Consider the following 12,915-nt stretch of genomic DNA (forward strand, 5'->3'; position numbering starts at 1 on the left):
TAATTAGTTTCCTCCAGCCTGAATAGCGGTAATTGCAACCGTGTTGATGATGTCCGGCACCGTGGCGCCACGGGAAAGGTCGTTGACCGGCTTGTTCAAGCCCTGCAGAATCGGGCCGATTGCCAATGCACCACCACAGCGCTGGGCAATCTTGTAACCGATGTTACCGGCGTCCAGATCCGGGAACACGAAAACAGTTGCCTTACCCGCAACGGAGGAATCCGGCATCTTCTTCGCAGCCACAGACGGGTCAATAGCAGCATCGAACTGCAGCGGACCATCGACAGCGAGCTCCGGAGCCAGCTCCTTGGCCTTGGCCAGACCCGCCTTCACACGGTCCACATCCTCACCTGTGCCGGATACTCCAGTGGAGTAGCTCAGCATGGCGACGCGGGCATCGATGCCGAAGGAAGCTGCAGTCTCGGCGGATACCACCGCGATTTCACCCAGCTGTTCCGGAGCAGGCTTCGGCAGCACCGCACAGTCCGCAAAACCCCACAGCGAGTTGTCCATAACCATGAGGAACAGTGACGACACCGTGGAAGCCGACGGCTTGGTCTTAATGATTTGCAAGGACGGACGAATGGTGTGCGCAGTTGTGTGGGCTGCACCGGACACCATGCCGTCGACAAGCCCATTGTGAATCATCATCGTCGCGAAGTAGGAGATGTCCCGCATCGTCTCACGGGCCTGCTCCAGCGTGACCCCCTTGGCCTTGCGCATCTCTGCGAACTGTTCCGCGAACTGCTCAACATATTCGGAGGTCTGCGGGTTCCAGAGATGGGCGGCGTCGATGTCAAAACCCAGTTCGGCGGCGCGTGCCTTCATCGCATCCGGGTCGCCGAGGATAGTGAGCTCACAGATGTCCTCGCGCAGGAGGTAATCAGCGGCTTCAAGAATGCGGTCATCGTCCCCCTCTGGCAGCACAATGTGGCGTTTATCAGCCTTGGCGCGCTGCAATAGCCACCACTGGAAACGCTGTGGAGTCATCACTGCGGTGACCTCGCGGCTTACGACCTTGCGCAGCCCCTCAGCATCGTCAACGGCAACAACGGGAACGTCGAGCTCGAGAGTCTTAGCAGCCTCAGCTGCCTCCTCCCCTGTAAGGACAACTGCGAGTACCTCGCTGTGACGCTGAGCTGCACTGCTGAGAGCCAAACGAACGCGAGCCTTTGCGGCCTCTGTGTGGCAGCCCTCGCCGCCAGCGACAACGATGACACCGGCGCCGGCGACGGTGGCAATGCGGAAGTCAAAACCGAGGTTGCCGGAGCCGGTCAGAACAGCCGCCCCCTCGTTAGCAGCGCGGTCAGCCTCAACAGCACTGACGATGGTGTCAAGCGCGAATTCCGGATCCACAACAACCTGATCCACGGTGGCGCCGTGCGCCCCACCGACAGTGTGGAGGCAACGTGCCCCACCCAGTGCCTCAGACAATGCCGTAATGACATCTTGCAGATTGTCTGCGCGGTCCACTGAAGTAATCAGGACTGCGGAGTTGTTGGTGGACGCTTGGGCGTTCTTATCGCTCACCGACGTTCCTTTCTCGCACTGCGCTTAATCGTTGACTTATTTAAACGTTGACTTGGCTCGAGCCGTTGGACTGCCGGAGGCTCAAGATCATGCTGAGCTTCTAATCCTGCTGAATCTAATCCCGCTGAGTCCCAAATCATTATTTTCATCTTATTGTGAGTCACCTTACATCTCACGGCGGACTCAAACCTCTTTGGTTACCCCTGGTAGCCACACTTTTCCCCGCAGATTCCAACAATTTTCCCGCATAATCGCGGGTTTTATGCGGTTTTTCTAGTGAACTAGCCCAAATTCCCACATTAGACGTGACTAAGGTCACATTTAGTTTTGTATGCCTTCAAAAGCATCTCACCGATGATGTGATGCTCGCCTCTCGATTTTTCGTAAGTTATCGCTACGATTGGGGGCGCTACCATTGGGAATGTCGAATAAACCGATAGCTCACCAATAACTCCTTTCCCCCACGAGGTCACCGCTGGCAGCTACTTACGCCGCGGCCTCGTGGCCGTCGTAAAGCATTAGAGAAAGAAGGACACACTTCATGAATCGCCCGCTCCGCGTTGCCGTAATTGGCTCTGGCCCGGCCGGTGTTTATGCTTCCGATGCACTGATGAAATCCAGTACTGACGTGGAAGTCGATCTGTTTGAAAAGATGCCGGCTCCATTCGGTCTAATCCGCTACGGCGTCGCCCCCGACCACCCACGCATCAAGGGCATCATCATGGCCTTGCACCGCGTGATGGAAAAGCCGGAGCTGCGCCTATTTTCCAACGTTGAGTTCGGCAAGGACATCACACTCGACGAATTAAAGGAGCATTACGACGCCGTCATCTTCGCCACCGGTGCCGTCGGCGACCGCGCACTGCCAACGCCGGGAGCGGACCTGCCGGAGCACTTCGGCGCAGGCGAATTCGTGGGCTTCTACGACGGCAATCCACTCTTTGAGCGCACCTGGGACCTTTCGGCGGAGTCCGTGGCCGTCGTCGGTGTCGGCAACGTCGCGCTGGATGTCTCTCGAATCCTGGCGAAGACCGGTGAGGAACTGCACGTCACAGAGATTCCGGACAATGTCTACGAGGTTCTGAAGACAAATAAGGCCAAGGAAGTCCACGTCTTCGGCCGCCGCGGCCCGGCACAGGCAAAGTTCACTCCGCTGGAGCTCAAGGAGCTCGACTACTCACCGAACGTCGAGGTCGTTGTCGATCCGCGCGATATTGATTACGACTCCGCATCCGAGATTATGCGTCGCAACTCCAAGATCACTGACCAGGTCTGCACCATCCTGGAGAACTACGCCATCCGTGAGCCAAAGAACGCACCGCACAAGCTCTACATTCACTTCTTCGAGTCGCCAGTGGAAATCCTCAGCGAGGAGGGTACCGACGGCCAGCAGCATGTGACAGGCTTGCGCACTCAGCGCATGGAATACGACGGTGCTGGCGGGCTGCGGCCGACCGGCGAGACCACCGACTGGAAGGTCGGCGCTGTCTACTCCGCCGTGGGCTACCGCTCTGATGCGCTGCCGGGTATCCCGTTCGACAACGTGAAGAATGTCATTTCCAACGTCGGTGGTCGAGTCATCGAATCCGATAACACCGAGGATGAAGCAGCCGAGGCCATCACTGGCCTCTACACCACCGGTTGGGTTCGCCGCGGACCGGTCGGCCTGATTGGTAATACCAAGGGCGATGCCAACGAGGCCGTAGCCAATCTGCTGGCCGATGCCGCCGAGGGCAAGAAATTCAACCCGTCGAAGCCGGAGTTGTCCGCTGTCAACGAGCTGCTGGAGTCCAAGGGTATCGACTACCTGGACTGGGAAGGTTGGCACAAGCTCGATGCTGCCGAACGCACCGCCGGCGAGGCCGAGGGTCGCGAACGCAAGAAGTACGTCGAGTGGGATGAGATGGTCACCCACTCCAAGGGCGAGTAACGGCGAGTAACTAGGACGGATAAAAAGCGTCGGCTACGCCACTACCTTCACGTCCGTGTACGCGGCGCGCGAGTCCCAGCGGCAGCACACAATCGGCGCCAACAGCTCGGCCAATGGCTCACCAAAAGCCACCTGACCAGCACCGTCGGCAGCGCCTGCATCGATGACTCGATCCCACAATAGGCCCGGCGCGGTAAACAGCGGCACCACTACGAGTCCGCGTCCGCGCTTGGCCGCGCGCTCCTGCGCCGCGGCCACAGCATCGGCTCCCTTGATTTTCTCAGGACCGACCACGAATGCCGCGCTCACATGTCCCGGCAGCATCCCGCCAAGGTTTGCCGCAAACTGGTGCACCGCCGCATTGGCATCCTCATCAGAGGAGCCGACCCCCATCACCAGCGCATCGACCGGCCAGGAAAAAGATGCATTCTCCGCCGCTTCGATGATTCGCTTTACGACGGCGCGCTTCGTGCCGTCGCCAAGCCCGAGTCCTTCAGCCACTGTGATGTCAACACCATGCCGATCGCAGAGTCGAACCTGCTCGGGAACGTCGACTCGCGAGTGGAACGCATCGGTGAACAGCAGCGGTACGGCCAGTGCCTGAGTCTCGCCGGCAGCGGCGAGCTCGGCACAGACGGTATCCAGTGAGGGCTCGTCGAGGTCCAGCCAGGCGAGGCGAATCTGAGAGGGCGCATCCAGACGGGTGAGCGGCATCTTCTCGCGCACGAGCGCGACCACGTCTTCGAGCACCGGTTTGGTCTCTGAGTGCCGAGAACCGTGCGCAAGCAGAATCAGTGCGGTCATCGATGGTCTCCTCAGGCTCGCTAGCTGTGCTTTCTGGTTTCTCTACCTGGCAGCTCTACTGGGCAGCGCCACGCACGAGGCCTGCGGTGAGGGTGTCACCGGTGCCCGGCTCGATGAGCAGGAACGCACCGACACGACCACCGACGCGGTAGACATCGACCGGCAGCGGCTGTGCGACCTCGACGGTGATCTCAGCGACGTCGTTGACTGCAAGCTGATCAGCCACACCGGTGGGCTCACCGGTTTCGATGTCGATGAGCGCATCGACGGAAGCGATACGACCACGCACCAGCGCGGCACCGTAGCGCACCTCTACGACGCGACCGACTGCCAACGGCTTGTCTGCAAGGTGGACGGCCACGGCGGAGAAACGGCGCACGTCTTCCGGGCGCGTGCCACTGATGAGGTCGCCACGGGCTAGGTCGAACTCGGCATCCAGGCTGATGGCCACCGACTGGCCGGCCACGGCCTCAGTGACATCCTCAGCTGCCACGGTGATCTTCGTGACCGTAGCCTGACGGTTGGCGTCTACGGAGACAACATCGCCCACACGCACGCTACCTGCGGCGATACGGCCGGCGTAACCACGGTATTCAGTGGCGTGATCGCGAATGACATAGTCGATGGGCAGGCGCAGGTCAGCCTCGGCATCGGTTTCCAGGTCGGCACCGATGTTGAGGTTTTCCAGCAGCTCCAGCACGGTCGGACCCTCGTACCACGGAGTGTGCTCAGAAGAATCGACAATGTTGTCGCCGACCAGAGCCGACACTGGAACAACGAAGGTGTTCTGCAGACCCAGGCGCTCTGCTAGTGCTGCCACATCCGACTCAATCTTGCGGAAGGCCTCTTCGCTGTAGTCCAGCAAGTCAATCTTGTTGACAGCAAAGATTACGTGGCGAACACCCAGCAGACCGGCCACCGTTGCGTGACGCTTGGTCTGCGTCACGACGCCGTTGCGCGCGTCGATAAGCAAAACGACGGCCTCGGCGGTGGACATACCAGTGATGGTGTTTCGGGTGTACTGCTCGTGACCAGGGCAGTCAGCGAGGATGAACGAGCGGACGTCGGTGGCGAAGTAGCGGTAGGCGACGTCGATGGTGATGCCCTGCTCGCGCTCGGCCCGCAGACCGTCGACCAGCAGCGACAGGTCAGGGTTTTCCTGACCGCGCGCCTGTGAGGAGGCGACGACGGCCTCGTACTGGTCAGCGAGGATGTTCTTCGTGTCGTGCAGCAGGCGACCGACGAAGGTGGACTTACCGTCGTCCACGGAGCCAGCGGTGCACAGGCGAAGAGTGCGACGAGCGCGAGTGGCGCGGTCAGCGGTAATCAGGGTAGCTGGGGAATTTGGCTGGCTCATCAGAAGTAACCTTCCTTCTTGCGGTCTTCCATGGAGGATTCGGACAACTTGTCATCTGCGCGGGTAGCGCCGCGCTCGGTGAGCTTGGATGTGCGAAGTTCCTCCATGACCTCCGCAATAGTGGTGGCAGTCGATTCGACAGCGCCGGTGCAGCTCATGTCACCGACAGTGCGGTAGCGGACAGTGCGAACCTCGAGGGTCTCGCCGTCGCGGGGGCCACCCCACTCGCCCGGCGCCAACCACATACCGCCGCGGTTGAACACCTCACGCTCGTGGGCAAAGTAGATGGGCGGCAGTTCGATGTCACGGGCTTCGATGTAGGCCCAGACGTCGGCCTCGGTCCAGTTCGAGATTGGGAAAACGCGAACGTTCTCTCCGGCGGCGTGGCGACCGTTGTAGAGACCCCACAACTCAGGGCGCTGACGGCGTGGATCCCAACCACCGAAGGAGTCTCGGACGGAGAACACGCGCTCCTTGGCGCGGGCCTTCTCCTCATCGCGGCGGGCGCCACCGAGAACGGCATCGTAACCACGGTTGGCAATGGTCTCCACCAGCGGCACTGTCTGCAAGGGGTTACGGGTGCCGTCGGCACGCTCGGTGAGCACGCCGCTGTCGATCCAGTCTTGGACCTTGGCTACGTGCAGCTTGATGCCCGGCTGAGCGGCAATCTTGTCGCGGAATTCAATAACTTCGGGGAAGTTGTGGCCGGTGTCGACGTGGAGCAGCTCCAGCGGGATACCCGCCGGTGCGAAGGCGCGCTTGGCCAGCTCGAGCACGACGACGGAATCCTTTCCGCCGGAGAAAAGTAGTGCCGGACGGTCGAACTGACCGGCGGTCTGGCGAATAATGTCGATGGCCTCGGCTTCGAGCTCGGCAAGCCGCGGGTCGAGGCGGTTTTGTACGGAAACGGTGGTTGAGCTAGTCATGGGGGTTCTTTCTGTTGGGCTGTGTTGGCTGTTGTAACTGCGCTGTTTTAGCTGATATCGGTTATCGGCGGGCGGCTAGTGGCTGGCGGCAAGTAGCTGTCTGCTAGCCGCTCGAACTAGAGGTGCAATCCGCACTCAGTCTTCTCGGAGCCCGCCCAGCGACCCGAGCGCGGATCCGCACCCTCTGCCACTCGCGCGGTGCATGTCGCGCAGCCAATCGACGGGAACCCCTGTTGCGTCAGCGGATGCACAATGAGGTCGTTGTCCTCGATGTACTGGGCAACATCCTCATCTGTCCAGGTGGCCAACGGGTTGAGCTTGATGCGACCAGTCTTGTCGATCTCCAGTACCGGCGTGTGTGCGCGGGTCGGCGCGTCGACGCGCTTCAGACCTGTGACCCAGCCCTCGTAGGGGCGCTTCACGGCAGACAGCGGCTCGACCTTCCGCAATGCGCAGCATCGCGTCGGGTCGGTCTTGTACAGATCAACGCCCTCTTCGGCGTCCTGCTCGGCGCGGGTGCGCTTCGGCTCAATCGACAGCAGTCGGTTGTCGTAACGCTGTGCGACCTGCTCTGCCACGTCGAGGGTCTCCGGGAAGTGGTAACCGGTATCCAGGAAAATCAGATCTGCCTCCGGCGCGTGCCGAGCAGCCAGTTCCGCCAACACTGTGTCCTGCATCGACAGGGTCACAGCCAGTGGCGTGTGCAGGTGCTCCGCACCCCATTCCAGTACTTCCCCAGCAGTGGCGGTCTCCAGCTTGGAACCCCACTCCAGTGCGAGCTCAATCAGACGGCGAGCAGTTTCCGGGTTGTCCAGCGCGTCTTCACGCGCGAGCGCCTCCTGAGTCTTAATGACCTCAGCGGTTTTCAGTCCCGTGCTCATGACGCCACCTTTCTATCGATATGTCCGTGCAGTTTCACTGTGAATACCCGGCAGCATTCGCGGCATTGCCAGGCGTAATCGGTTTCCAGGTCGGGCCACAGATCATCACCGCCGCAGTAAGGGCAATGCATCACCGCACCCCGGTTCGGATTGGGGTGTGCGCTTCGGCCACCGATTCCCAGTCGCGCTGGCGTCTCGTCTTTTTCGCTTGACGACGGCCCCTGCGACCGAACCCCATTGGGAGATTCACTCACTTCAGGTCCTCCTCATCAGCGCGGACAATCCACTCGCGGAACTGTTCACCCTCGTGGCGCTGCTCCTTGAAGTGATTGACGACGCGCTCGATGTAGTCACCCAGTTCTGCCGAGGTGACCTTGTGTCCGCGAACCTTGCGGCCGAAGTTGGCATCGAGCCCCAGCGAACCACCGAGGTGAACCTGGAAACCCTCGACACGGTTGCCCTCGTCGTCGGTGACAATCTGCCCCTTGAGTCCGATGTCGGCAATCTGCGTGCGGGCGCAGGCATTCGGGCAGCCATTGAGCGCAATGGTGATTGGGACGTCGAGGTCACCGAGGCGTTCCTCCAAGTCGCCCACCAAATCAATTGCGCGCTGGCGCGTGGTGACAAGTGCGAGCTTGCAGAACTCTAGGCCGGTGCAGGCCAGGATGCCCCGTCGGAAAGCAGAAGGCTTGGCAGACAGGCCAATTTCGTCGAGTTCTGCGAGCAGGGAGTCGACCTGGTCGTCGGCGACGTCGAGGAGAATGAGCTCCTTCATCACGGTGGTGCGGACGCGGGAAACACCGTGGCGCTCGGCGATGTCGGCGAGCTTGACCAGGTCAGAGCCCGGAACACGGCCAACAGCGGGCTTAACACCGACGTAGTTGAGACCGTCGGCCTGCTTGTGCACGCCGATGTGGTCCCGGTCGCCCTCGAAAGGTTCGGGTGCGGGGCCGTCGATAAGCTTGCGGTTGAGGTAGTCGTCTTCGAGTACCTGGCGGAACTTCTCCGCGCCCCATTCGGCAACGAGGAACTTCAGACGCGCACGATTGCGCAGGCGACGGTAGCCGTAGTCCCGGAAGATGCGGCACACACCCGCCCATACCTCGGGAACCTCGTCCTCTGGGATCCAGGCGCCGAGACGCTGGGCGAGCATCGGGTTGGTGGAGAGACCACCACCGACCCAAACGTCGAAACCGGGGCCGTGCTCTGGATGATTGACACCGACGAAGGCAACGTCCTGGACCTCGTGGGTGACATCGAGACGCGGGGAACCGGAAACTGCCGACTTAAACTTACGCGGTAGGTTGGAGAACTCGTCGCCGGAGAGGTACTCCTCCTTGATGCGGCGGATGGCGTTGGTGCCGTCGACAATTTCATCGGCCGCAACACCGGCAACCGGGCTGCCTAGAATAACGCGGGGAACGTCGCCGCAGCCAAAGTTGGTGTCGAGACCAACTCGCTCAAGGCGGTCCCAGATCTCCGGCATATCTTCGACGCGAATCCAGTGCAGCTGGACGTTCTGGCGGTCGGAGAAGTCCGCAGTGTCGCGGGCGAAGTCGCGGGAAATCTCGCCGATGGTGCGAATGCCCTCGGTGGTGGTCTGGCCACCGTCGAGGCGGACGCGGAGCATAAAGTACTTGTCCTGCAGCTCGGCGTTGGTCTTCACGCCGGTGTGCTCACCGCTAAGCCCCTGCTTGCGCTGGGTGTAGAGGCCAATCCACTTAAAGCGAGGCGCTAGGTCCTCCGCGGGGATGGAGTCAAACCCCTGCTTGGAGTAGATGTCGATAACACGCTGCTTAACGGCGATGCCAGCATCTTCTTTCTTAATGCGCTCGTCGTCGTTAAGTGGCTCGCGGCCGTCGATAAGCCACTGCCCCTGTGGCTTCGGTGCGCGCTTCTTACGTCGGGTAGCCGCTGCGGAAGCTGGACGCTCGGCGGTTTTCGTAGGAGAGCTCATGGGGAATCTACCGAATCACTTTCGTTTTGTTCTCGTTGACCGAATTAGTTTCTAATCTTTATAGACCGTTTGGTCTACGTTGCATTGCAGGCAACATTAGACCGACCAGTCTGGCTAGTGCAAGCCGGGACACGCTCGGATACCTAGCGGACCCCCGCTTCGCCCACGCGGACACCGTTTTTCGCACCCACTTTGACACCTTCAGAAGCATCCTCGGCCCCGGCATCAACCGAAGCGGGTGATGGAGATCCAGAACTAGGCACATCAGCCGAGGAAGACTGAGAAGTCGGCTCAAGCTGGATCCGCTGACGAAAACCCGGAAGAGTGTCGTGCGAACGCGCCCACAGCACCAGCGCGACGACAACAAAAGCCCACACAAGCAGCACCGTTGCCAGCACGCCCCCAGAAACCAGCGACGAAAACAGAGTGCGAATATTCAGCCCCACCAACACGCCGCCGATCGCAATTCCAAGCAGCCGCGGATTAATGCGCCCCACCAGGTACGCAGCCAAGGGGGCCGCAATCACACCACCACACAACAAACCAATTACCGGTGCAGCATGCTGGGTGAATTCCTCCCGCAGCTTGGGCAAAAAGCCCAGTACAGCCGCCGAGGCAACGAGAAATTCCGCCGCAGAGACAGTACCGATAATCTTGCGCGGCTGGTCAGCCTCAGCGCCGAGCAAAGTTGAGGTGGTAACAGGCCCCCAACCACCACCTCCAGTGGAATCAAGCAGGCCACCAAAGAGCCCCAGCGGAGCGAGCTTCTTCGGCCCCCAGGCCTTCTTCTTGCGCTTAACACTGGCCAAAAAGGCGAAGCGGATAATCACCCACAGACCGAGGAAAAGCAAGATTGTCGAGGTCACAGGCGTCGCAGCATCACCGTCGAGATTCGCCAAAAAGGTCGCACCAATAAAGGCACCGATAGCACCCGGCACGCCAAGACTCAGCGCGCGTCGCCAGTCGACATTGCCGAATCGCCAGTGTGAAATACCGGAGGCCAGTGTCGTACCCACCTCTGCTACGTGAACCACCGCCGACGCAGTGGCAGCACTACTACCAGCGACAATAAACAGCGAAGTAGCGGTGACACCGAAAGCCATCCCCAGAGTGCCATCGACTAATTGCGCGCCAAGGCCGATTAGCACGAAGACTATGAGTTTTTCCATGACAAGCCCTTCCCCGCTTACCCAACCAGAGCCTGCCGTTGCCACGACGTCCGCACGACAAGCTCTTTTAGACCTCGTTCAGCAGAAGCAATACGCAGCAAAACCCTCTCAAGCCAAAGCAGTGATTCTTGCGGTGTTTTGTGTTTGCTTTTTGTAGACCAGTTTGTCTATATTCTGTTTCAGCAAGCATAGACCGATTGGTCTACGATAAGCAATCGCGACAAAGAAAACGTAGAAAAAGGATTCCACCCAATGACCAACGACCAGACTGCAGCCCAGAACACGGCCGCTTCCTCACTGCCCGATCTCGCCAACTCCACCACGCCGCTGCGTGTAGCCGTGGTTGGCTCGGGTCCGGCCGGTATCTACGCCTCCGACGCGCTGATGAAGTCCGGCCGCGATGTCGCCATCGACCTCTACGAGCGCCTTCCAGTGCCGTTCGGCCTCATCCGCTACGGTGTTGCGCCAGACCACCCGCGAATCAAGGGCATCATTAAGTCCCTCCACCGAGTGCTGGACAAGCCGCAGGTTCGACTACTGGGCAACGTGGACGTCGGCAAGCAGGTCAGCGTTGATGAACTGCGCCAGTTCTACGACGCCATCATCTTCGCCACTGGCGCGACCGGCGACCGTGATCTGAACATCCCGGGCTCGGACCTGCCGGAGCACTACGGCGCCGGTGAGTTCGTAGGTTTCTACGACTCCCACCCGGAGTTTGCTCGCGAATGGGACCTCTCTGCTGAGTCGGTCGCTGTGATCGGCGTCGGTAACGTGGGCCTCGACGTCGCCCGTATTCTCGCCAAGACTGCCGATGAGCTGCACGTCACCGAAATCGCCGACAACGTCTACGACGGCCTGGCAAAGAATGCCGCCCGCGAAGTCCATGTCTTTGGCCGTCGCGGTCCGGCTCAGGCAAAGTTCACTCCACTGGAGCTGAAGGAACTGGACCACTCTGACACCATTGAGGTTGTCGTGAATCCGGAGGACATCCAGTACGATGCCGCCTCCGAAACGTCCCGTCGCGAGTCCAAGATCACCGATCAGGTCTGTACGATTCTGGAAAACTACGCCATCCGCGAGCCAAAGGGCGCCCCGCACAAGCTCTTCATCCACTTCTTCGAGTCCCCGGTCGAAATCATCGGCGAGACCGGTGAGGATGGAGTACAGCATGTCAGCGCTATCCGCACCGAACGCACTGAACTCGACGGCGAGGGTGGCGTCCGTGGCACCGGCACGTTCACCGAATGGCCGGTCGGTGCGGTCTACCGTGCAGTCGGCTACCGCTCCGACGCAGTCACCGGCGTACCGTTCGACACCGGCACCCACACCATCCCAGATGCCGGCGGACGCGTGCTTGACGACGTCGACGGCAACCACATCCAGGGTCTGTACACCACCGGCTGGATTCGCCGTGGCCCGGTCGGGCTAATCGGTAACACCAAGGGCGACGCCAACGAAACTGTCGGCAACCTCATCGCCGACTGGGAGGCAGGCCGCCTGGTCGCACCTGCAAAGCCCACGCATAACGACGTCGACGAGTTCCTGGCCAACAAGGGCCTCCAGGTCACCACCTGGGAGGGCTGGCACGCACTCGACGCCGCCGAACGTGCAGCGGGCGAAGCCGAAGGCCGCGAGCGCAAGAAGCTGGTCGAGTGGGCCGACATGGTTGCGGCCTCCACGGTCGTCGCAAAGCAGCCAGATGCCGATGACGTGGCCGAAGCTGTACACGAAGCGGTTGTGGAGACTGTCGCCAGCTAGCGCGTCGGGTCTAACCGGGCAGTTGATTGTGCACGTCAGTCGGTCTTCGGATTAGAGTTAATACATGGCTTATCATGCAGACTCATCCAACCTGGACGTCAAGGAAGTTCTGACCTGGGAAGGCTTCGGCGTCGCCTCCCGTGAACTGGCACAGCAGATTGTCGATTCGGGCTACGAGCCGGAGATCATTATCGCCGTGGCCCGCGGTGGTCTTCTACCTGCAGGTGCACTCAGCTACACCATGGGCGTCAAGCTCTCTGACGCCATTAACGTCGAGTTCTACACCGACGTGGCGGAGACCCTACCGGATCCGGTTTTGTTGGAACCGCTGCTGGACATCGAGTCGATTTCCGACCGCCGTCTGCTGGTCGTTGACGATGTCGCAGACTCCGGTCGCACGCTGCACCTGGTGCTCGATCTGCTTAAGACCCACGGTGCGGAAGTACGCTCCGCTGTGCTCTACGGCAAGTCCCGCTCGGAGATTGCACCGGACTATGTCTGGAAGCACACCGATGACTGGATCGTCTTCCCCTGGTCGGCCGAGCCACCGGTACAGAAGTCCAAGTAGATCAAGTAGCTTACGCACCATAGCGGGCAAACAAA

General features: G+C 60.5%; 10 protein-coding genes. 3 read left to right on the forward strand and 7 right to left on the reverse strand.

Features of this window, described 5'->3' with window-relative positions:
• Positions 1-3: 3 nt before the first annotated feature.
• Positions 4-1,530: a phosphate acetyltransferase gene (pta, locus tag HMPREF2751_RS03395; RefSeq protein WP_070595452.1), complete on the reverse strand. Its 1,527-nt coding sequence runs from the start codon at positions 1,528-1,530 to the stop codon at positions 4-6.
• Between the two features lie 541 nt (positions 1,531-2,071).
• Between pta and HMPREF2751_RS03400 the strand changes: the two genes are divergently transcribed.
• Complete coding sequence (locus HMPREF2751_RS03400; RefSeq protein WP_049169886.1) at positions 2,072-3,460, forward strand: FAD-dependent oxidoreductase; 1,389 nt, start codon at positions 2,072-2,074, stop codon at positions 3,458-3,460.
• A 33-nt stretch (positions 3,461-3,493) separates the two neighbouring features.
• Here the strand turns inward: HMPREF2751_RS03400 and HMPREF2751_RS03405 are convergent, their stop codons facing one another.
• From HMPREF2751_RS03405 to HMPREF2751_RS03435, 6 genes are all read right to left on the reverse strand, one after another.
• Positions 3,494-4,264 carry a sirohydrochlorin chelatase gene (locus tag HMPREF2751_RS03405; RefSeq protein WP_049169883.1) on the reverse strand — a complete coding sequence of 257 codons (771 nt, stop codon included), beginning with the start codon at positions 4,262-4,264 and terminating at the stop codon, positions 3,494-3,496.
• Between the two features lie 55 nt (positions 4,265-4,319).
• On the reverse strand, positions 4,320-5,621 hold the full coding sequence (locus tag HMPREF2751_RS03410) for a sulfate adenylyltransferase subunit 1 (protein WP_070595453.1): 1,302 nt from the start codon (positions 5,619-5,621) through the stop codon (positions 4,320-4,322).
• A complete protein-coding gene (gene cysD, locus HMPREF2751_RS03415) occupies positions 5,621-6,547 on the reverse strand; it encodes a sulfate adenylyltransferase subunit CysD (RefSeq protein WP_038626730.1) in 927 nt (308 codons plus the stop codon). Before cysD ends, HMPREF2751_RS03410 begins: the two co-directional genes overlap by 1 nt.
• 116 nt (positions 6,548-6,663) lie before the next feature.
• Positions 6,664-7,428, reverse strand: coding sequence for a phosphoadenylyl-sulfate reductase (locus HMPREF2751_RS03420; RefSeq protein WP_048734528.1), 765 nt, complete (start codon positions 7,426-7,428; stop codon positions 6,664-6,666).
• Positions 7,429-7,678: 250 nt separating this feature from the next.
• Entirely contained in the window at positions 7,679-9,385 is a 1,707-nt protein-coding gene (locus HMPREF2751_RS03430) for a nitrite/sulfite reductase (RefSeq protein ID WP_016421533.1), read from the reverse strand.
• 143 nt (positions 9,386-9,528) lie between these two features.
• Positions 9,529-10,554 carry a sulfite exporter TauE/SafE family protein gene (locus HMPREF2751_RS03435; protein WP_049169877.1) on the reverse strand — a complete coding sequence of 342 codons (1,026 nt, stop codon included), beginning with the start codon at positions 10,552-10,554 and terminating at the stop codon, positions 9,529-9,531.
• Positions 10,555-10,806: 252 nt separating this feature from the next.
• On the opposite strand from HMPREF2751_RS03435, the gene HMPREF2751_RS03440 reads away from it, so the two are divergent.
• Both HMPREF2751_RS03440 and HMPREF2751_RS03445 read left to right on the forward strand, forming a co-directional pair.
• Entirely contained in the window at positions 10,807-12,312 is a 1,506-nt protein-coding gene (locus HMPREF2751_RS03440; protein WP_049169875.1) for an FAD-dependent oxidoreductase, read from the forward strand.
• Positions 12,313-12,376: 64 nt separating this feature from the next.
• Entirely contained in the window at positions 12,377-12,880 is a 504-nt protein-coding gene (locus tag HMPREF2751_RS03445; protein ID WP_016421536.1) for a phosphoribosyltransferase, read from the forward strand.
• The last annotated feature ends 35 nt before the right edge of the window (positions 12,881-12,915 follow it).

The sequence above is a fragment of the Corynebacterium sp. HMSC063G05 genome, from assembly GCF_001810555.1.
GTDB classification, from domain to species: Bacteria; Actinomycetota; Actinomycetes; order Mycobacteriales; family Mycobacteriaceae; genus Corynebacterium; species Corynebacterium jeikeium_D.